The sequence below is a fragment of the Kitasatospora sp. NPDC059673 genome (genome assembly GCF_042734215.1).
Taxonomy (GTDB): Bacteria; Actinomycetota; Actinomycetes; order Streptomycetales; family Streptomycetaceae; genus Kitasatospora.
The window spans coordinates 1-20862 of the sequence record NZ_JBHWEN010000032.1; the positions used below are offsets into that span (position 1 = coordinate 1).

Annotated in this window: 18 protein-coding genes; 15 read left to right on the forward strand and 3 right to left on the reverse strand. The window is 72.3% G+C overall.

Features of this window, described 5'->3' with window-relative positions; translation table 11 throughout:
- Positions 1-431 precede the first annotated feature (431 nt).
- Entirely contained in the window at positions 432-3650 is a 3219-nt protein-coding gene (locus ACFV18_RS28735) for an NACHT domain-containing protein (protein ID WP_380488139.1), read from the forward strand.
- A gap of 351 nt (positions 3651-4001) precedes the next feature.
- Positions 4002-5540 (forward strand): LCP family protein, encoded by a 1539-nt coding sequence (locus ACFV18_RS28740; protein ID WP_380488141.1) that lies wholly within the window; start codon positions 4002-4004, stop codon positions 5538-5540.
- 7 nt (positions 5541-5547) lie between these two features.
- Here the strand turns inward: ACFV18_RS28740 and ACFV18_RS28745 are convergent, their stop codons facing one another.
- On the reverse strand, positions 5548-7071 hold the full coding sequence (locus ACFV18_RS28745) for a serine/threonine-protein kinase (protein WP_380488143.1): 1524 nt from the start codon (positions 7069-7071) through the stop codon (positions 5548-5550).
- Between the two features lie 596 nt (positions 7072-7667).
- On the opposite strand from ACFV18_RS28745, the gene ACFV18_RS28750 reads away from it, so the two are divergent.
- Positions 7668-8033: a hypothetical protein gene (locus ACFV18_RS28750; RefSeq protein ID WP_380488144.1), complete on the forward strand. Its 366-nt coding sequence runs from the start codon at positions 7668-7670 to the stop codon at positions 8031-8033.
- 141 nt (positions 8034-8174) lie between these two features.
- Here ACFV18_RS28750 and ACFV18_RS28755 read toward each other — a convergent pair whose 3' ends face one another.
- Together ACFV18_RS28755 and ACFV18_RS28760 are read right to left on the reverse strand one after the other, a co-directional pair.
- A complete protein-coding gene (locus tag ACFV18_RS28755) occupies positions 8175-8567 on the reverse strand; it encodes a DNA-binding protein (protein ID WP_380488146.1) in 393 nt (130 codons plus the stop codon).
- The gene (locus ACFV18_RS28760) at positions 8567-8821 is read right to left on the reverse strand and encodes a hypothetical protein (protein WP_380488148.1); all 255 of its coding nucleotides are present in this window, start codon (positions 8819-8821) and stop codon (positions 8567-8569) included. Before ACFV18_RS28760 ends, ACFV18_RS28755 begins: the two co-directional genes overlap by 1 nt.
- A gap of 225 nt (positions 8822-9046) precedes the next feature.
- On the opposite strand from ACFV18_RS28760, the gene ACFV18_RS28765 reads away from it, so the two are divergent.
- The 12 genes from ACFV18_RS28765 (at position 9047) to fabZ (ending at position 20854) form a co-directional block, all read left to right on the forward strand.
- Positions 9047-9955 carry an ABC transporter ATP-binding protein gene (locus ACFV18_RS28765; protein WP_380488149.1) on the forward strand — a complete coding sequence of 303 codons (909 nt, stop codon included), beginning with the start codon at positions 9047-9049 and terminating at the stop codon, positions 9953-9955.
- Positions 9955-10749, forward strand: a complete 795-nt coding sequence (locus ACFV18_RS28770) for an ABC transporter permease (protein WP_380488151.1) — start codon at positions 9955-9957, stop codon at positions 10747-10749. The genes ACFV18_RS28765 and ACFV18_RS28770 overlap by 1 nt, the downstream gene beginning before the upstream one ends.
- Before the next feature lie 104 nt (positions 10750-10853).
- Positions 10854-11804 (forward strand): ACP S-malonyltransferase, encoded by a 951-nt coding sequence (locus ACFV18_RS28775; RefSeq protein WP_380488153.1) that lies wholly within the window; start codon positions 10854-10856, stop codon positions 11802-11804.
- Complete coding sequence (locus tag ACFV18_RS28780; protein ID WP_380488154.1) at positions 11791-13362, forward strand: class I adenylate-forming enzyme family protein; 1572 nt, start codon at positions 11791-11793, stop codon at positions 13360-13362. The genes ACFV18_RS28775 and ACFV18_RS28780 overlap by 14 nt, the downstream gene beginning before the upstream one ends.
- Positions 13343-13591, forward strand: a complete 249-nt coding sequence (locus ACFV18_RS28785) for a phosphopantetheine-binding protein (RefSeq protein ID WP_380488155.1) — start codon at positions 13343-13345, stop codon at positions 13589-13591. The genes ACFV18_RS28780 and ACFV18_RS28785 overlap by 20 nt, the downstream gene beginning before the upstream one ends.
- A 12-nt stretch (positions 13592-13603) precedes the next feature.
- Entirely contained in the window at positions 13604-14809 is a 1206-nt protein-coding gene (locus ACFV18_RS28790) for a PLP-dependent aminotransferase family protein (protein WP_380488157.1), read from the forward strand.
- Entirely contained in the window at positions 14806-17148 is a 2343-nt protein-coding gene (locus ACFV18_RS28795) for a lantibiotic dehydratase (RefSeq protein ID WP_380488158.1), read from the forward strand. The genes ACFV18_RS28790 and ACFV18_RS28795 overlap by 4 nt, the downstream gene beginning before the upstream one ends.
- Entirely contained in the window at positions 17145-18200 is a 1056-nt protein-coding gene (gene sbnA, locus ACFV18_RS28800) for a 2,3-diaminopropionate biosynthesis protein SbnA (RefSeq protein WP_380488159.1), read from the forward strand. The genes ACFV18_RS28795 and sbnA overlap by 4 nt, the downstream gene beginning before the upstream one ends.
- Positions 18197-19225: a 2,3-diaminopropionate biosynthesis protein SbnB gene (sbnB, locus tag ACFV18_RS28805; RefSeq protein ID WP_380488161.1), complete on the forward strand. Its 1029-nt coding sequence runs from the start codon at positions 18197-18199 to the stop codon at positions 19223-19225. Before sbnA ends, sbnB begins: the two co-directional genes overlap by 4 nt.
- Positions 19222-19974 (forward strand): 3-oxoacyl-ACP reductase FabG, encoded by a 753-nt coding sequence (fabG, locus tag ACFV18_RS28810; protein WP_380488163.1) that lies wholly within the window; start codon positions 19222-19224, stop codon positions 19972-19974. Before sbnB ends, fabG begins: the two co-directional genes overlap by 4 nt.
- A gap of 59 nt (positions 19975-20033) precedes the next feature.
- Positions 20034-20324: an acyl carrier protein gene (locus ACFV18_RS28815; protein WP_035864774.1), complete on the forward strand. Its 291-nt coding sequence runs from the start codon at positions 20034-20036 to the stop codon at positions 20322-20324.
- Between the two features lie 2 nt (positions 20325-20326).
- On the forward strand, positions 20327-20854 hold the full coding sequence (gene fabZ / locus ACFV18_RS28820) for a 3-hydroxyacyl-ACP dehydratase FabZ (protein WP_380488164.1): 528 nt from the start codon (positions 20327-20329) through the stop codon (positions 20852-20854).
- The last annotated feature ends 8 nt before the right edge of the window (positions 20855-20862 follow it).

Consider the following 20862-nt stretch of genomic DNA (forward strand, 5'->3'; position numbering starts at 1 on the left):
CCTCCACACCTACAACTACCATCGCTGCCACACCGCACTCGGAGGACAACCACCGATCACCCGCGTCAACAACCCTGCGGGTCAATACAGCTAGGAGAACGAGGGGTGTCCAGGCGAGGGGCTCCGTGGCGTTTGACGGTGCACAACGAGGTGCGCGGCGGGCGGCAGGAGACGGTCGTTCAGGTCGGATACCTTGAGCGGCTCACCGTGCACGTGGGCATCGGGTTCCGTGGGCTGCTGGCGTTCCTCGGGTCGTCCTGCTGGGTGCGCAACCCGTCTTACCGCTGCCGCCGCAGCTGGCGGTCAGCCCGGTTCTTGCGGGCTGGGTTCTGCTCGCGGTCGCGCTGTTCTGGGAGTTGCTGGGGCGGGCGCTCGCGGTACGGCGGCGACGCAGGGAAGCCTCCTGGAGTTCGCCCGCTGTCCTCGATCGGGTGGCCGACGAGCTTGCCGCGGTGCTGCTGGACCGGTACCGGGACGACGAACGGCTGCGGCAGGCCGACAACCCCGAGTCGATCGACGTGCTGTGGAGGGAGGCCGGCGGCGACAGGGGCAGCCGTCCCGCCGAGGCCGGTGCGGTCGCACCACCCGGCTCCCTGGCCGCGTACTTCCGCCGTACGCCCGGTCGGCGGCTCGTTCTCCTCGGGCCGGCCGGTGCCGGGAAGTCGGTTCTCGCTGTGCGGCTCGCCCGCGACCTTCTGGCAGGACGGCAGGCCGTCGCCAAGGATGCGCGTGGTGAATCCGAACCGGTGCCCCTGGTGCTGCAGCTCGCCTCCTGGGACCCGGGACAAGGTCTCGACACCTGGGCGGCCGGCCGGCTCGCCGCCGAGTACCCCGAGGTGTGTACGCCGGCGCCCGGTGCCTCCCCGGAGGTGGTCGCAGGCCGCCTCATCGGTGCCGGGCGGGTGCTGCCGGTCCTCGACGGCTTCGACGAGCTGCCCGTGGCGAACCGTGCGGCCGCCTTCGACGAACTGGCGGCCCTGCACAGCACCCGGCCGTTCGTGCTGACCAGCCGCCCGGCCCAGTACCGTCAACAGGTCCCCGTCGACAGCGACTTCCTGCGTGCCGAGGTCGTCCTGTTGCCGCTGTCCTCGGCCGCCGTCGGACAGTACCTGAGCGCGGGTGGCCGCAGGACGCGGTGGCGCACCCTGGTGGACCGGCTCGTCGACCCCGTGGATCGGACCCGCGAGGTCGTCCTGTTGCGGCAGGCCCTGGATGTGCCTCTGATGGCAGGCCTCGCCCGGGTCGCGTACGGGCACGCCGGCACCCACCCGGACGAACTGGTTCAGCCGGGCCGGTTCCGCACCGTTCAGGAGATCCAGGGGCACCTTTACACCGCGTACCTGGACGCGGTCTACAGCTCCTCGCGTTCCGAGCGGGCACTGCGCGGCGGGCGCTCGCCGGAGGAGGCCCGCAGGTGGGCCGGGTTCCTCGCGGCGCGGATGAAGGCGGCGGGCCGTACCGACCTGTCCTGGTGGACTCTCGATCGTGACGTCCCCGCGCCGGTCCGGGTGCTGGGGCTGCTGCCCGCTTTCCTCCTCGCCTGGCTGATCGTCAGTCTGTTTGATTTCGGGAAGCCGTGGTGGGGCGACACCGTGCCGGTGTCGGTCCCGGGCGGCTTCGCGATCGCTGTGGTGGTCGTCCTGGGCCTTGCCGTGCTGTCCGTGGTGCGGGGAAAACCCGATTGGCAGCGCGCGCCCCAGAGCTTGGAGATGCCGAACGGCGACAGCCTGCGGCAAGCGCTCAGGGAGGTTCGGTGGAAGGCCGGCTCGATGACCCTCGGGTTGCTCGCGGGTTGGGTGACAGCCCTGACCTGGAGGCCGGCCAACGGAATCCCGAGCGTGAGCCTGGCCACTGCCGTCGTGCTGACGGCCTGCGTCAGATGGCTGGTCCACCAGGTGTGGCGGCCTGCTGACACGGCGCCGGCCGCGTCCCCGGCCCGCCTGCTCGCCCGTGACCGGCGCGCCACGCTCGCATTCGGCTGGCTGGGGCCGCTGGGAACCAGGAAGACCTTGGACAACGAGAACCTGGTATTTCTGATGCTGCCGCCGCTCATGGTGGCGTTCTGGCAGCTGATGCTCGGCAGGGGCCGGGTCTCCGCAGCCGACTGGGGTGTCGTCGGGGTCGGCAGCCTGCTCTGCTGGCAGCTGCACGCCGTCGCCGTGTCCGCGTGGGGCCGGTTCGCCGTCGCCAGGTTCTGGCTCGCGCTGTCCGGACGGCTTCCGCTGCGGTTCCTGGATTTCCTGGAGGACGCGCACCGGCGTGGGGTGCTGCGTCAGTCCGGCGGTGTCTACCAGTTCCGCCACATCGAGCTGCGCGATCGGCTCGCGGCCGACGCGGACGTCCCGGAAGGGCGTGAGGGCCCCGCCTCCTGGACGGGCGGCCTGCTGTTCCGGGCGGTGCGTGGCGCTGTGGCGATGGTCGTGTTCGCCGCCCAGATGACGATGGTCACCGGCGCCACGAGCGCGCAGCCGGGCCCATGGCCGGTGCGGGCGATTCCCGAACCCTGCTCCCTGCTGGAGCAGCGGGATCTCGCCCGGCTGACGGTCGACCGCATGCAGTACGCCCACCCGCCCGTGGACGAAGGCCGTGTGGCTACCCGGACCTGCACGGCCGCCGAGCAGTCACCGTTCGCCCCCGATGTGCGCATCACGATCAGTACGTTGCTGTTCCGACCGTTCCGATTGGCTGATGCGACGAGTCAGGCGTCCCAGTACGTCGAAGAGTTGCGGAGAAAGACCGCGAACCGGGAGTCGCCCGTCCGGGGTCTCGACGGGCTGGGCAACGAGGCCTTCCTCACGATGAGGCCCGAGACGGACTGGGGGCCGCACGTCTACTGGACGGACCAAGGGCCACAGACCCTGCGGGGTTCGGCCGTGATCCGCCGTGAGAACGCCGTGCTCTTCGTCTCCTACGCCGAAGAGTTCGCCTCCGAAACCCGGATGGCCGACGTGCTCCGGGTCCTGGCGGACCACGCCGCGGAACGCGCCGGCTCCGGATGGCGGCAGGGTGGCGGCGACACTCCGGCGAGCCTGGACGGCATGCCGAGGAGCCCGGTACCGGACAAGGGAAACCGCTTCGCCTACTACCACCGCGACTGGCGCGACAAGGCGTACGGCGCGTCCTGGGGCGACGAGGAGCGTTCCCGTGTGTGGCACCTGAGGTACCTGCCGTTCGCCTTCCGCGGGCCGAGAGAGCTCGACTGCAAAGACACCGCCAGTGAGGAGGAGCGGAAACTCCAGCAGCTGGTGGTGTACACGTGCGGTCCGGCGAAGGCGGCGCAAGCCCTGGGGGTTGCCGGGCCGGATGTCAGCATCGAACTCGCGGCGTTCTACTGCGGCAGTTCGTGCGACGACACCGCAGCGGAGACTCTGCTGAACCGCGACCGCGCGAAACACCCGGAGAGGCTCGACTGGAAGCGCGTCAACCCCTGGGCGCTGTACGCGGAGTGGAGCGACGAGAAGGCCTCACCCGGGCCGGGACGTTACGGGATGCTGCTGTACCGGACGGCCGCATGGCGGCAGGACGGCGAGCTTCAGGTGATGCTGGTGTGGCTTCGGGTGGAGACCTCGACGGAGGAGAGGGAGCTGGCGCAGAAGATCGTCAACGACGTCTACGCCCAGGCTCTCGGCAACCGGAACGTCGCCGACTGAGGTTCCAGGGTCAGAAGGCGTTCTCGGTGAATGCGGCGAGGGCCCGGGCGCAGGGCGGCGGTGACGGGGACGTGGGTGGCGGGGGTCGGGCCGCAGGCAGGCAGGCGTTCAACCCCGGTGCGGGGGCAGCGCATTCGTCCGATCCCACCCCCGCGTGCAACATCTGCGCCCCCTTGTGCATCTATTAGGGGGAGAAAGCTCGGAGGGGCCGGGCGACGGGGGTGCGATGTGATACGCGGACAGTCCGACACCGTCGAGCCGGCGGCGGACGGGGGAGAGGGACGGGTGCCCCGGCAACGGTCGCGGGGCGGGGGCCGGCGGGGCGCCAAGCAGGGGCGCGGGCGGCGCGGGTTGAAGATCGCCGCCTGGAGCGTGGCCGGGCTGGTGGTGCTGACCGTCGGAACGGGCGGCTACCTGTACATGCGCTACAACGGCAACATCAAGTCCGCGCCGCTGTACGCCGGTGAGAGCGGGGACGCCGGGCACGAGGTGCCGGACGAGTTCGGGCGGACCCCGATCAACGTCCTGGTGATCGGCTCCGACTCGCGCGACAACCCGGAGGACTGTGAGATCGGCGGCGACTGCGGCCCCGGTGCCAACGCCGACGTCCAGCTGCTGCTGCACGTCTCGGCGGACCGCTCGAACGCCACCGTGATGAGCATCCCGCGTGACCTGGTGACCGACCTGCCGGGCTGCCAGGACACCGAGCACAAGACCAAGTCCAAGGCCGGCCGCGGGCAGATCAACTCCACGCTGGCGTACGGCCCCGGCTGCACCGTGGCCGCCGTGCACCAGCTCACCGACGTGCCGATCGACCACTTCGTGAAGGTCGACTTCGTCGGTGTGATCAAGATGTCGGACGCGGTGGGCGGCGTCCCGGTGTGCGTCAGCGACAACGTGTACGACCCGTACTCGCACCTCAAGCTGACCAAGGGCAAGCACACCCTGAAGGGCATGGCAGCGCTGCAGTTCGTCCGCACCCGGCACGGCTTCGGGGACGGCGGCGACCTCGGGCGGGCGGCCGCCCAGCACGCTTTCCTCGGGTCGATGATCCGTGAGCTGAAGAGCGCCGGGACGCTCACCGACCCGACCAAGGTGCTGTCGCTGGCCGACGCCGCCACCAAGGCGCTCACCGTCGATCCCGGCCTGGACGGGATCACCAAGCTGGTCGGCCTGGCCGACGACCTGAACAAGGTGCCGCCGTCCCGGGTCACCTTCACCACCATGCAGACCGGGCCCGACCCCAGGGACGACAACCGGCTGGTGGCCGGCCCCGACGCGAAGAAGCTGTTCGCGTCGATCAAGAACGACCAGCCGCTGAGCGCTGACCCGAACGGCGCGAGCAGCGCGCCGCCCTCCTCGCCGCCGCCCGCCGATCCCAGCTCCGCCCCGCCGACCAACAGCACGCCGCGCAAGAACATCGCCGTGACGGTGCGGAACGGCAGCGGCGTCACGAGCCGGGCCACCGCCCTGGTGGAGGCGCTGCGCACGGCCGGGTTCTCCAAGGACACCACCACGGGCAAGAACACGCCCACCGAGCACAGCACCGTCCGCTACCCGGCCGGGAAGGAGGCCGAGGCCAAGCAGGTGGCCGCCGCGCTCGGCATGCCCGAGAGCGCCGTCGAGGCCGGCACCGGCAGTTCGATCGAGCTGCTGATCGGCACCGACTGGAAGTCGGGCACCACCTTCCCCGGCGGCGCGCAGGGCGGTTCGACCGCCCCCGTGGACCCGGCCGCCGCGCTCAAGGGCGCCGAGGCCACCACCGCCGACAACGAGAACACCTGCGCCCAGGTCAGCCACGACAACACCGTCAGCCTCCCCGGCTACGGCGGCATGACCCCGATCAAGGCGTTCGACCGCAGCCCGGACATCCCGGTCTCCGCGCCGTGATACGAGCTCAGTGCCGCCTCCGGTGGAGCAACTGGCCCGCCAGCAGCACCGCCGGGGCGGCAACCGCCGCCACGTGCAGCAGCCACCAGCCCGGGCCGTAACCGACGTGCAGGTGGGACACGATCGTCGACGGCAGGGCATGCACCAGGTGCGGGTCGGCACCCCGCAGGTCCGCGACCAGCAGGCGGACGGGCAGCACCAGGGCCAGCAGGTACCCGGTGGCGCGGACGGCCACCGGGACCCTGGGCGGGCACCAAGCGGCCAGCAGGGCGGCCAGCGTCGGCAGCAGCCACAGCCAGGACAGCGTCACGGCGCTGCCGCCGGGCGCGGGGAACCCGTCCAGACCGAGCACCTCGAACAGCGGGGTGCGGGCCCGGTTCAGCGAGAGGGCGGCGGACGGCGGAAGTTGACTGTCCGGGTGGAACACGAACGCGTTCAGCGGCATCGCCGCACCGAGCACGGCCGGCACCAGCAGCGGGAGCAGCACCGTCACCACCGCACGGCGGGCGGCCCGTGGGGCGGCAGGCTCGGGCGGCGGCGCGGCCGGGACGGTCGGAGCGTTCGGTGAGTTCGGCACGCCCGGCGCGAAGGCCGGCGGCGCGAAGGCCGGCGGCGCGAAGGCCGGCGGGGCGGGGACGCCGGGCAGCGCGGGGACGCCGGGCGTGCCGGCCGGGTGCGGCACAGTGGCGGCGGCCGTCGGCGGGTGCGCGCCCAGGTGCGGGGCGAGCATCGCCGCAGCGCGGGCGCCGTCGAGGCGGGCGGCCGGGTCCTTCGCCAGCAGGCCGTCGATCAGCGGCGTCAGCGGACCGGCCAGCACGCACGGCGCGGGCGGCTCGAACAGGACGGCGGTGAGGGTGCCCACCGGGGTGTCGCGGCGGAACGGCAGCCGCCCCTCCACGGCCTGATAGAGCGTCGCGCCCAGCGAGAACAGGTCCCCGGCCGGGTCGGCGGGCCCGCCCTGGGCGCGCTCCGGCGCGATGTAGTCCACCGACCCGACGAACATGCCGGACGCGGTCAGCGCGGTCTGGTGCTGCTGGACGGCGATCCCGAAGTCGGCGAGCAGCACCCGGCCGTCGTCCGCCAGCAGGATGTTGGCCGGTTTGACGTCCCGGTGGACGATCCCGGCGCGGTGCGCGGCGTCCAGCGCGGCCAGCACGGCGGACGCCACCCTGGCCGCCTCGGGGACGGGCAACGGGCCGCCCTCGGCGATCCGCTCGTGCAGCGACCGCCCGAGGATCAGCTGCATCACCGTCCACGGCGCGCCGCCGTCCAGCACCACGTCGTGCACCCCGACCACGTGCGGGTGGTCGCGCAGCCGGGCCGCGTGCCGGGCCTCGCGCTGCGCCCGCGCCAGCAGTTCGGCGTGCTCGGCGGCCGTCCCGCTCGGCGGCAGGCGCACCTCCTTGAGGGCGACGTCCACCCCCAGGGTCTCGTCGTGCGCCAGCCACACGCTGCCGAACCCACCCGCCCCGAGCGCTCGCACCAGCCGGTACCGGCCCCCGACGAGCCGCCCTGCCCGATCCTCCGTCACCCCGACCCCCGTTCCTCGCCGTTGCCCGGCAGTCTCGCAGAACTCCCGTGCCCGGTAAGGGCGTTCCGGGCCACGGAGAACTTCTCGCCGAATCCGCCGAACCGGGCCCCGGCGAGCTGGCAATAGAGGGTGGAAGCGTCCCGAGAAGCCGCGCGAAGGAGAGCCCATGTGCAGGACCGACCAGACATTGGCGACCGGCCGATGGGGGGTGGGCCGGTGACGGCGGTTCTCGGAACGGACGCGCCCCTGCGGGAGGGAGCGGACGACGACGCGACGGTCATCGGGGCATCGCTCGCCGAACCGGACCGGTTCGGCGAGATATACGACCGGCACGCCACCGCGGTGCACCACTACCTGGCCCGGCGGATCGGCGCCTCGGTGGCCGACGACCTCACCTCCGAGACCTTCCTGTCGGCCTTCCGTATCCGCGGCCGAAGCAAGGCCTGGTCCGGCCGGCCAACCAGGGGATCGAAACCAGCGTCACCAGGGCCCCCCACGAGGCCGGCCCCAGTCTCCTGGGGGCCCCCTACAGCGCCCTGGCCGCGCTGCCGACCGATCCCGACGAGCTGCTGCGGCGCATCGAGGCGGACCCGTCCGTGCAGGAGGACCAGGTCCGGACCCACGTGAGCCGCGAGGTGGCGATCTGGAGCCTGATTCGCTCGATCATGGACAGCGCCTGCCCCGCTCCCCAGCAGGCCGCACTGTTCCGGGCCGCGGCCAAGCTGCCGAACATCTCCTACAGCGCGGAGGCGACCGACGCGCTCGGCCGCAGCGGCGAGGCGGTGTCCATGCTCGACCCCCGAGCGGGGACCGTCCAGCTCATCCTGGACCGGAAGACCCACGCCTTCCTCGGCGAACGCGTCATCGGAAAGCCCGGGTCGCCGGCCGAGGGCAAGGTCGTGGACAGCAGCGCGGTGCGGAAGGTCGCGATCGTCGACGCGACGGAACAGCTGCCGTCCTGACCGGGCGCAACAGCTGCAGCGCAATTGGTGACGAGTTGCGGCGGCGGGCATGAGCGGACCGGATGTTCCCGGTCGGACGCGGTGTCACGGAGATTTCCGTGGCGCCGCGTTCGGCGTTCCGGGCCGCCGGTCGGCGCAGGTTCAGAGGCCGAGGACCAGGACACGGGGGCCGCAGAGCAGCGTCAGATCCTCCGGGGCCGAGGTGAGGACGGTGACCGGGTCGGGGACAGAGCGGGCGATCACAGCGAACGCGGCTTCGCTGGCGTACTTGTGGCCGTGCAGCCGGTGTTCTCGGAGCAGCGCCGCCGCCTGGTTGCCGATCTCGCGGGTGACGTCGTGGACGTCGATGCGGGAAAGGGCCCAGCGGATCCGAGCCGGGTGGGCGCGGGCATCGTCCGCCTCGATCACGGTCATCGCCGTGGTGCCGACCCGCACACCCTCCGCGGTGGCTGCCTGTACGAAGGCGGCGACCTGGCGGTCGTTCAGGTAGAGGCGGGCCAGGCCCTCGCTGTCCAGGAGGAGGGTGCCGGGCATCAGGCGGCCGTGTCGTCGGCCGAGGCCGGCCGGTCGTGGCGCAGCAGCGCGCGGGCGGCGTCGATCTCCTCGGGGGTGAGTGGTTCGTTGTCCGCCTCGAAGTCGGCGACGATCTCGCGGAGCTTGTCCATCGCCACGCGGTGTTCCAGTGCCTCGGCGACGTAGGCCGAGAAGCCGCCTGGGCCCACCTGGCTGCGGATGCTCTCCGCAAGGTCCTCGGGCAGGCTGACCGAATACTTCTTGCTACCGCTCATGCTCCCGATCCTACCGGTGGTGGCAAGAGGCTGCGTGGAGTGCTGCGGGCCCCGGGATAGGGGTCCGATAGCCGGGTCGGTTCGGGCCGATAGGGGTGGCCGGGAAAGTAGTGCTCACAAGAGGCGAACCTCCGCCGAATCGTGAGGACTCGGATGATGATCGATTACCAGAACCGTACGGCGTCGGGGGGGACGACGTCCCCCCTGGCGGCTGAACTGTCCAATGTGGTCAAGCGGTTCACCAACGCCAAGGGCGAGGTGTTCACCGCCGTCAACGGGCTGGATCTGCGGATTCGGCGGGGCGAGGTGGTGGCGTTCCTCGGGCCGAACGGCGCGGGCAAGACCACGTCGATCGACATGCTGCTGGGGCTGACCCGGCCGGACGAGGGTGAGGTGCGGCTGTTCGGGGTGAGCCCCGAGCAGGCGGTGCGGGCCGGGCGGGTGGCGGCGGTGCTGCAGTCCGGCGGTCTGCTGCCGGACCTGACGATCGAGGCGACCGTGCACATGCTGGCCTCGCTGCACCCGGGGGCGGACCCGGAGCGGTGCATGGCGCGGGCGAACATCACCGAGCTGCGGGCCCGCCGGGTGGCGGCCTGCTCGGGCGGCGAGCAGCAGCGGCTGCGTTTCGCGCTGGCGCTGCTGTCCCGGCCGGACTTCCTGGTGCTGGACGAGCCGACGGCCGGCATGGACGTGGTGGCCCGGCGGGACTTCTGGGCGGCCGTCCGGGAGGACGCGGCGCGCGGCATGACGGTCATGTTCGCCACCCACTACATGGAGGAGGCGGACCAGTTCGCCGACCGGGTGGTCATGATCAACAAGGGTGCGGTGGTGGCCGACGGCTCGGCCTCCTCGATCCGCGCCGCGACCAGCGGCCGCACCGTCTCGGCGGTGCTCAGCCCGTACGAGGCGGGCGTGGTGTCCCGGACGCCGGGCGTGCGCTCCAGCGCCGTCCGCGGTGAGCGCACCTACTTCACCTGCACCGACTCGGACGCGCTGCTGCGGGTGCTGGTCGGCGAGACCCAGGCGCGGGACATCGAGGTGGCGCCGCGCAGCCTGGAGGAGGCCTTCATGGCCATCACCGAGAACGCCGGCCGCGCCGGGAGCGCCGCCAACGCCCAGAAGGAGAACGTCTGATGGCCGCCGTCACGGCGCCCGCCGCCGCCCGCACCTCGGTGTTCAACGGGGTCAACCCGACCTTCATCCGCTACGAGCTGCGCCGCCGGTTCAACCGGCAGACCACGATCTTCACGGTGCTGCTGCCCGCAGTGCTGTACCTGGCGCTGTTCCGCACCGGCCCGTCCGGCGGCGCCAACCTGCCGCACGGCAACTTCGCAGCCTGGATGATGATCGGTCAGGCGGTGTACGGTGCGGCCACCGCCGCGGTCAGCTCGGCCGCCACCATCTCGGTGGAGAAGTCCGTCGGCTGGATGCGGACGATCGCGATGAGCCCGCTCACCCCGCCCGGCTATCTGCTGGTCAAGGTGCTCTGCTCGGTGCTGATGGCCGGTGTGCCGGTCGCCATCGTGGGAGTGCTGGGTGCGCTGACGGGGGCCGAGGCCGACGCCGGTGTCTGGGTGACCTCGCTGCTGGTGGCCTGGGTCGGGGCCGCGGTGTTCGCCGCGCTCGGCATCGGCATGGGCCTGGCGCTGAAGCCCGACGTGGTGATGCACATGCCGGGCCTGACCATGACCGCCCTCGCCTTCCTGGGCAACCTGTTCATCCCGCTCAGCGGCGTGATGCTGGAGATCTCCCGCTACACCCCGATGTACGGGGTGGCGACGCTGGCCCGGTACCCGCTGAACGACGGCTTCTCGTTCCACGGGGAGCACTCCAGCGTGGCCGGCGCGGTGTTCAACCTGCTGGCCTGGTTCGCCGGCTTCTCGTTCCTGGCGATCCGCCGCTTCCGCAAGTCCACCGGCCGCCCGTAAGCACGCGGCACACCCCCCCCGCCGGGCGCCCCCGCGCCCCTGCCACACCCCGCCGGGCGCCCCCGCGCCGGGCGCAGGCCCCACTCGAAAGGAGGTTCGAACAAATGTTCGCATACATTGCGCCGGGCCAGGGCTCCCAGACCCCGGGCATGCTGGCCGCCTGGCTGCGCGACCCGGCCACCGCCGAGCGGGTGCGGGCCTGGTCGGAGGCCGCCGAGCTCGACCTGGTGCACCTCGGCACCAAGGCCCCGGCCGCCGAGATCGCCCGCACCGAGCACACCCAGCCGCTGCTGGTCGCCGCCGGACTGCTCGCCCACCACGCCCTGGCCGGTGCCGTCCGGCCGGGCGGGGCGGTGGCGGCCGGCCACTCGGTCGGCGAACTCACCGCCGCGGTGTACGCCGGGGTCCTGGAGCCCGCCGACGCGGTGCGGCTCGCCGCGGTCCGCGGCCGGGCGATGGCCGCGGCCTGCGCCGAGGCGCCCACCTCGATGGCCGCCGTGGTCGGCGGCGAACAGGACGAAGTCCTCGGCCGCATCGCCGAGTTGGGCCTGACCCCGGCGACCTTCAACGGCCCCGGCCAGATCGTCGCGGCGGGCCTGACCGAGGCCCTGGAGCAGCTGGCCGCCGCCCCGCCCGCCGGGGCGACCGTCAAGACGCTCAGCGTGGCCGGCGCCTTCCACACCCCGTACATGGAGTCGGCCCGGCAGGCCTTCGCCGCCGCCGCCGAGGCGGTGCCGTTCGCCCGGCCCACGCAGCTGCTGCTGTCCAACGCGGACGGCGCGCTCGTCGAGGACCCGGCGGACATCCGCCACCGGCTGGTCCAGCAGGTGGTCAGCCCGGTCCGCTGGGACCTGTGCCTGGACCGGCTGGGCGAACTGGCCCCGGAGGCGACGCTCTCGCTGCCGCCCGCCAAGACGCTCGCCAACCTGCTCAAGCGCCGCCACCCCCAGCTGGAGGTGCTGTCCCTGAACACCGCCCGGGACATCACCCGGGCCCAGGAGCGGCTCGCCGCCGCCGAGACCGTCGAGGGAGTGGCCGTCCATGCCGGTGTCTGACCTGCTCGAATACCCGCTCCAGGAGCGGGCCGACCACCCCGCCGTGATCGACGCCGACGGCACCCTGGACTACCGCGGGCTGGGCAGCGCCGTGGACCGCGCGGTCGGCTGGCTGCGCGGTCAGGGCCTCACCGCCGGCGACCGGGTGGTGTACGCCGGCGGCAACGACCGCACGTTCCTGGCCCTGTTCTGGGCCACCCTGCGGATCGGGGCGATCTTCGTCCCGGTCCACCCGGAGCTGACGGACCAGCAGATCGACCACATCGTGGCCGACTCCGAGGCCGCGCTGGCCGTCTGCCGCCCGGCGGCCGGGGCCCGCGCCGCCCGCACCGTCGAGGTCGAGCAGCTCTGGCAGCAGATCCTCGCCACCGCCGAGGACGGCCACCGCGCCGACTTCGACGACGACACGGTGGCGATGCTGATCTACACCTCCGGTACCACCGGCCGCCCCAAGGGTGTGGTCTGCCCGCACCGCCAGATGCTCGCCGCCCTGGACGCCATCAACGCCTGCCTCGGCTACCAGCAGGACGACGTGGTGCTGTGCCGGCTGCCGCTCTCCTTCGACTACGGCCTCTACCAGGCCCTGCTGTCCGCGCTGGTCGGCGGCACCCTGGTGCTGGCCCGCCGCAGCGAGGACGTCGGACTGCTCCGGCTGATCGAACGCACCGGCGTCACCGTCGTCCCGCTGGTGCCCTCGCTGGCCCAGATGCTCCACCTGCTGCAGAGCAAGCTGCACCGGCCCACCCGGGTGCGGCTGTTCACCAACACCGGCGCCCGCCCCGGCCGGGCCGTGATGGCGGAGCTGCTGGAGGTCTTCCCCGGCTCCGAGTTCGCCTCGATGTACGGCATGACCGAGTGCAAGCGGATCTCCATCCTCGACCCGGAGGAGTACGCCGAGCACCCCGACTCGGTCGGCCCGCCGATCCCCGGCGACCAGGTCCGGATCGTGGCCGCCGACGGCAGCGGGCTCGGCCCGCGCGAGACCGGCGAGATCGTGGTCTGGGGGCCGACCGTGATGGCCGGCTACTGGCGGATCCCGCTGGAGGAGCAGAACCGTTTCGTCCGCCGCCCGGACGGCTCGCTGGAGCTGCACACCGGCGACCGCGGCTGGCTCGACGAGGACGGACGGCTCTACTTCGTCGGCCGCGACGACGACGTGATCAAGCGCCGTGGCATGCGGATCGCCCTCACCGAGATCGAGGACGCCGCCGAGCGCCTCCCCGGCGTCACCGCCGCCGTCGCGCTGCGCCCCGAGCAGGAGGACGCGCCGCTGCTGCTGGCCGTGCACGGCACCCTCCCGCCGGAGCAGGTCCGGTCCGCGCTGATCGGCCGGCTCGACCCCAGCCGGATGCCCGACCGGGTCGTCCCGCTGGACACCGTCCCGCTGACCGCCAACGGCAAGCCGGACCGGGCCGCCGCCAAGCGCCTGGTCGAAGCCGTCGAAGCCGCCGAAGCGGCCGCCGCCGCAGCCGCCGGGACCGCCGCTTCCGAGCTCCACCGAACCCACCAGTCCGTCACCGCATCCCCGAGGGACAGCCATGAACCAGTCGCAGTTTGACCAGCTCGTCGAGCGGATCTGCTCCGTGCAGGTCACCGACTCCGAGACCCCGCTCGTCGATCTGGGTGTGGACTCGCTGCACACCATCGCCCTGGTGATGGCCGTCGAGGAGGAGTTCGGCATCGAGGTCGATCCCGACGCCCTCGCCGACCCGGCGCTGGCCTCCCCGGCCGGACTGTTCCGCTACGCGCAGGCCTGCGTCGCCGACGCCGCCCCGGCCCGAGCCTGAGGACCGACAGCCATGTGGACCGACACCAGACCCGCGGCAGAAATGCCCCGGCTGTTCGAACGGGGCGGGGACGTCATATCCCTGGCGGGCGGACTGCCCGACCTGGACGTGCTCCCGCTGGGGGACATCTCCCAGCAGCTCGCCCGGCTCGTCCGCCTCGGCGGCAAGCTCGCCCTGCAGTACACCACCCCGCACGTCGCCAAGGCCCTGGTGCCCGCCGTCGCCGACCTGATGGCCCGTGAGGACGGCCACGCGAGCGCCGACAACCTGATCCCCACCAGCGGCTCCCAGATGGGCCTCACCGCCGTCGCCCTCGCCCTCGGCACCCCCGGCGACACCATCCTGGTGCAGACCCCCGCCTACCCCGGCGCCACCGCCGCCTTCCGCACCGCCGGCCTCGAACTGCACGCCGCGGCGGAGGACTCCGAAGGCCTCTGCCCGCAGCAACTGCGCACCACCGTCCGGGAGTTGCGCGAGGCCGGCCGCACCGTCCGGCTGCTGTACGTCAACCCGACCTTCCAGAACCCGACCGGCGCCACCCTCTCCGTCCCGCGCCGCACCGCCCTCCTCGCCGCCTGCCGCGAGCTCGACCTGCTGCTGATCGAGGACAACCCGTACGGCCTGCTCGGCTTCGACGGCACCACCACCACGCTGTTCCAGGCCCTCGACCCGCAGCAGGTGGTCTACCTCGGCACCTTCTCCAAGATCTTCGCCCCCGGTCTGCGCTCCGGCTGGATCGCCGCCCCCGAGCACCTGCGTTACGACCTCGCCCGGGTCGCCGAGATCATCTCGCTCTCCCCGTCCGCCCTCGCCCAGGGCATCCTGGCCGCCTACTACTCCCGCAGCGGCTGGACCGAGCTGATCGACCGCTACCAGGACAGCTACCGCGAACGCTGCACCCTGATGGCCGACGCGCTGGACGCCGAACTCGGCACCGACAGCCCGTGGACCTGGCAGCGCCCCGGCGGCGGCTTCTACCTGTGGCTGCGGCACCAGGACGGCGCCGACGCCACCCGCTACGCGCAGGCCGCCGCCGCGCACGGCATCTCCTTCGTCCCCGGCGGCCACTTCTCCATCGACGGCGAGCACAACGACGGCATCCGGCTGTGCTTCAGCAACGTGCCGCGCAAGAAGATCACCGAAGGCATCGCCCGGCTCGCCGCCGTGCTGACCGAAACCCCCGCCGGAGCAGACGAGTCGGCGGAGGTGTCGGGATGACCGCCCCCGCCGTCGAAGCCGCCGGCGCCGTGGACTGGGCGGACTTCGCCCCGCTCCACCCGCTGGCCGGCTCCGACTGGCAGGTCTGGGGCGTCGGACTGCTCCGCAACGCCGGCTTCCCGGTCTCCGGCCTCGACCTGATCGGCGGCACCCGCGCCCCGGCCGCCGCCGCCCGGCTCGCCGCCGGCGAGGGCACCGCCGAGGAGTTCGACACCGCCTACCGGGCCGACGTGGACACCGAGGCCGCCCGCCTCGCCGCCCTCGCCACCGACCCGAAACTCCGCCTGGCCATCGCCTGGCAGAACCGCACCGTCTTCCGCATCCTCGACTCGCTCGCCGCCCCCGGCGGCAAGGAGACCAAGCGCCGCCAGCGCGAACGCACCCTGGCCATGTACTGGCTGCGCTACTGCGCCAAGGCCGAGACCATCGGCTTCTTCGGCCCCGGCGCCTGGATCGGCGTCGGCCGCACCCAGCAGGCCATCGGAATCGACCACGGCCCCGCCCTGGTCGCCGCCGCCCGTACCTCGCTGGAACGCTGGACGGTCGCCGCGATCGGCGACTGGATGGCCGAACAGCCCGGCGCCCGCTGGTGGTTCCCGCCGATGCTGCGCCCCGACGTCCACCTGGACGGCGAGCAGCTGGTGCTGGCCAACCGCAAGACCGTCCGGCTGCGCCCCGAGGACGCGCAAGTGCTGCGGCTCGCCGACGGCGACCGCAACGCCGAGCAGATCGCCGACCGGCTGATCGCCGACCACGGCTGGGACGCCGCGAGCGCCCGCACCGCGGTGGACAAGGTGCTGAACCGGTTGCTGCGGCAGCGGGTGCTCGGCTGGGACGCCAACATCCCGGTCGACGTGCGCGCCGAGGAGGTGCTGGCCCGCCGCGTCTCGGCGATCGGCGACCCCGAACTGTTCGTCCGCTACGACGCCGTGCTCGCCGAACTCGCCCGCCACAAGGGCGAGATCGACCGGGCGGAGAGCGCCGAGCAGCTGGTCGAGGCGCTGGACGCGCTGGACGCGTACTTCGTGGAGACCACCGGACAGGCCGCCTCCCGCGAGGAGGGCAAGGCGTACGCCGGACGCACCCTGGTCTACCAGGACACCCTGCGGGACTGCCGGATGGAGCTCGGCCGGGACTTCCTGGACGGCATCGCCCGCCCGCTCGCCCTGGTCGCCGACGCCGCCGACTGGTTCGGCAACCGGCTCGCCGAACTGGTCGAGGCCGAGGTGGTCGCGCTGGTCCGCAAGGCCGCCGAGCGGCAGCGCCCCGGCGCCGCCGTCACGCTGGCCGACGTCTGGCCGCAGACCCTGGCGCTGTTCTGGGGCGAGCACAACCACCCCGTGCAGCAGGCCGTCCGGGAGCTGGCACTGAAGTGGCGCGAGGTCATCGGCGAGGTGCCGGAGGGCGCCACCCGGATCGACCTGAGTGTCGATCAGATCGCCGACGCGGCGAGGAAGGTGTTCGCCACCGGGCCGGTGCGCTCCCCGCACCTCGCGGTGCACAGCCCCGACCTCCAGGTGGTGGCCCGCTCGGTGGACGCCGTCAACGCCGGCCAACGCCTGGTGGTGCTCGGCGAGTTGCACGCCTGCCTGGCCACCCTCGACCTGCCGTTCCTGGACTGGACGGCCGACGCCGGCTCGCTGCGCGACAAGGTCAACCGGGCGATCGGCGGCGAGCGGCTGGTGCCGCTGCTGCCGGTCGGCTGGAAGCGCAACAGCGGCCGCATGGTGCCCGCCCCGATCGGCGCCGGCGACCGGTTGATCGGCTTCACCCGCGCCCCGTTCGACCAGCGCGAGCGGATCGAGCCCGCCGTCGCCATCACCCTCACCGAGCACGAGGGCACGATCACCGCGACCACCTCCGACGGCCGCACCCGCACGCTCTCCGAACTGCTCGCGGTACTGATCTCGATCATCGCCTGCGACGCGTTCAAGATCGGCCTGGACCGCCCGCACGCCCCCCGGGTCACCCTCGACGACCTGGTGCTGTTCCGGGAGACCTGGCGGCTGCCCGCCACCGGCGTGGCGCTCGCGCCCAAGGCCGACCGGCACCGCGACTACCTGACGGTGCGCCGTTGGGTCACCGACAACGCGCTGCCCGACCGGGCCTTCGTCAAGTTCCCCGAGGAGACCAAGCCCTCCCTGGTCGACTTCACCAGCCCCACGCTGGTGCTCTCCTTCGCCAACCTCGTCCGCCGGGCGGTGCAGTCGGACCCCGACGCCAGGGTGACCGTCAGCGAACCGCTGCCGGCCCCCGAGGAGTCCTGGCTGCCCGACGCCGACGGCGAGCAGTACGTCAGTGAGCTTCGCCTCCAGATCAGCCGAAAGGTGTCGGAATGACCGTGCTCGTCCCCGACGGCGCCGGGCTGCGGGCACGCCCGCACCGTCCGCCGGACCCCGACATCGTCTCCACGATCGGCGGCACGCCGCTGGTGGCGCTGGACCGACTCTTCGCCCCCGCCCGCTTCCAGGTGTACGCCAAGTGCGAGCGGTTCAACCCCGGCGGCTCCATCAAGGACCGGGCGGCCAAGTCGATGGTCGAACAGGCCCTCGCCACCGGCCGGATCGTGCCCGGGGTGTCCACCGTGGTGGAGTCCTCCTCCGGGAACCTGGGCATCGCGCTCGCCCAGCTGTGCAACTTCCACCGGCTCGGCCTGATCATCGTGGTCGATCCGCGCACCACCCCGCAGAACATCGCCATCATGCGGGCCTACGGCGCCCGGGTGGAGGTGGTCGAGCACCGCGACCCCGCCACCGGCGAGTTCCTGCCCGCCCGGATCGCCCTGGTCAAGCACCTGCTGGACACCGTCCCCAACGCCTGGTGGCCCAACCAGTACGCCAACGAGGACAACTCGACCGCTCACCGCACCACCATGCGGGAGATCGTCGAAGCCCTCCCCGAAGCCCCCGACTACCTGTTCCTGGCGGCCGGCACCACCGGCACCCTGCGCGGCTGCGCCGAGTACATCCAGGAGCAGGAGCTGCCCACCCGGGTGGTCGCGGTGGACGCCGTGGGCAGTGTGATCTTCGGCCCGCCGGAGCCCTGGGAGTCCTCGCACAAGCGCACCATCCCCGGCCACGGCGCGGCGGTCGTCCCCGCGCTGCTGCGCCCGGGCTTCGCGGACCGCGTGGTCAAGGTGACCGACTCGGAGTGCATCCGCGGCTGCCGCCGCCTGCTCGCCGAGGAGTCGATCCTGGCCGGCGGCTCGTCCGGCGCGGTGATCGCCGCCCTGCTCCAGGCCGAGTCCTGGGTCGAACCCGGCACCACCTGCGTCGCCGTGCTCCCGGACGGCGGCGACCGCTACCTCGACACCATCTACGACGACCAGTGGGTGGAGTCCTACCTCCGGCAGTACCTGCCGCAGACCGACCAAGAAAGGAGCCAGGCATGAGAATCATCGGCCGGGAGGATGTCCGGACCGCGCTCGCGGACCTCGACTCCACCGTCATCGACCTGGTGCGCAACGCCTACGTGCTGCACAGCCAGGGCAAGTCCGACCTCCCGTTCTCCACCTTCCTGCGCCCGCTGCACCGCTCCGACTCGCGGATCATCGCGCTGCCCGCCTACCTCGGCGGACCGGCCCCGGTGATGGGCCTGAAGTGGATCTCGTCCTTCCCGGAGAACGTCAACCGCGGCAAGCAGCGCGCCAGTTGCCTGTGCATCCTGAACGACCTGGAGTCCGGCTACCCGCTCGCCCTGATGGAGGGCAGCCAGATCTCCGCGGTCCGCACCGCGGCCGGCGCGGCGCTCGCCTCCGGGCTGCTGAACGCGAACCGCGAGGTCCGCACGGTCGGCCTGGTCGGCTGCGGCACCATCAACCACCAGGTGGTGCACTTCCTCACCCAGGTGCACGACGGCCTGCGGACCGTCCTGCTGCAGGACGCCTTCCCGGAGCGGGCCAAGGTGTTCGCCGCGGAGCTCGCCGCCGAGTACCCGGACGTCGAGTTCAAGGCGGTGACGCTCGGTCAGGCGCTGACCGCCGACACGGTCTCGATCGCCACCACCGACTCCTCCTACTGGCTGGACCTGGCCGACCACCCGAACCGCCCCGACGGGCAGGTCATCCTGCACCTGTCGCTGCGCGACCTGTCGGTCGCCTCGGTGCTGGGCGCGGCCAACGTCACCGACGACGCGGACCACGCGATCCGCGAGCAGACCTCGCTGCACAAGGCCGAGCAGGAGGTGGGCCACCGCCGCTTCGTCACCGCCGAGATCGGCGCGCTGCTCGACGGCACCGCCGAACTGCCCGCCGCCCGCACCGTGGTGTTCGCCCCGTTCGGCCTGGGCGTGCTGGACCTGGCGGTCGCCGAGGCGGTGCTGAACCACGCCGAGCGGCACGGGCTGGGCACCGAGGTCGAGGGCTTCGACCCGGGCAGCCACAAGGTCACCTCCAACCTCGCCGGGAGCACGGCATGAGTCAGCTGTTCACCGAAGGCACCAGGGCCGTCGTCACCGGGGCCTCCCGGGGCATCGGCGCGGCGATCGCGCTGCACCTGGCCGAGCACGGCTGCGACGTCGCGCTCAACTACCGCTCCAGCGCCGGCAAGGCCGAGCAGCTGGCGGAAAAGATCGAGGGCCTCGGCCGCAAGGCGCTGCTGGTGCAGGCCGACGTGTCCGACGAGGCGCAGGTCGCCGCGATGTACAAGGAGATCCGCACCGCCTGGGGCGGCGTGGACGTCGCGGTCCTCAACTCGGGCATCACCGCCGACGGCCACTTCGCGGCGATGAGCGCCGCCAAGTGGCAGGAGGTGATCAACACCAACCTGACGGGCGCCTTCCTGACGGCCCGTGAGGCCACCAAGCAGATGTACGCGAGCGGCGGGTCGATCGTCTTCATCGCCTCCACCTCGGGCATCGCCGGCCGGGTCGGCCAGGCCAACTACGCCGCCTCCAAGGGCGGGGTGATCGCGATGGCGAAGACCCTGGCCTACGAGGGCGCCGCCAAGGGCATCCGGGTCAACGTGGTGGCGCCGGGCTTCATCGACACCGACATGGTGAAGAAGGTGCCCCGGGCCCAGCTGCTCGAGGCCGCGGCGGGGATCCCGCTGGGCCGGATGGGCACCCCGGAGGAGGTCGCGCAGGCGGCGGTCTTCCTGGCCAGCCCGGCGGCCTCGTACATCACCGCCAAGGTGCTCACGGTCGACGGCGGGATGCTCTACAGCTGACCCACCCCCTGAAATCGGAACTGACGTTCCATCAATCCACCCAACGGAAAGGCAGCACCATGTCCACCGCCACCTTCGAGGACGTCCGGACCCAGGCCGAGCAGCGCCTGGAGAAGAACCTCAAGATCAAGTCGATGATCATCGACCGCCTGGGCCTGGACGCCGAGGCCGAGGTCGTCTCCGACAACCAGCCGCTGTTCGGCCGCGGCCTGGAGATGGACTCGCTGGACACCCTGGAGATCGTCGTCATGATCAACAACGAGTACGACGTGCTGATCAGCGACGACGACTTCGAGGCCTTCGGCTCCATCAACGCCCTGGTCGACTTCATCGAAGCCCGCGAGGTCTGACCATGAGCACCGCGACCACCCCCACCAGGGGGGCCGCCAAGGAGAAGCCCAAGACCTTCGCTTACTCCTCCGACGACATCAAGCGGATGCTCCCGCACCGCTGGCCGATGCTGATGATCGACCGCGCCTACGACGTGGTCCCCGGCGTCTCCGGACGCGGCATCAAGAGCGTCTCGGTGAACGAGCCGTTCTTCGCCGGCCACTACCCCGACCACTCGATCATGCCCGGCGTGATGATCGTCGAGGCGATGGCCCAGCTGGTCGCCGTGGTCTACGTCGCCGAACTGCTGGAGGCCCCGGCCCCCGCCGCCGATGAGGCGCCCGCCGACCCGTCGGCCAGCGTCGGCTACCTCGGCTCGATCAGCTCGATGAAGTTCTCCCGGCTGGTCGTCCCCGGCGACCAGCTCACCCTGGAGGCCAAGCTCGGCCAGAAGCTCGGCGGCCTGCGCTCCGTCTCCGTCCGCGCCACCGTCGGCACCGAACTCGCCGCCGCCGGCTCGCTGATCGTCACCACCGAACGCAAGGGCTGACCCCCGGT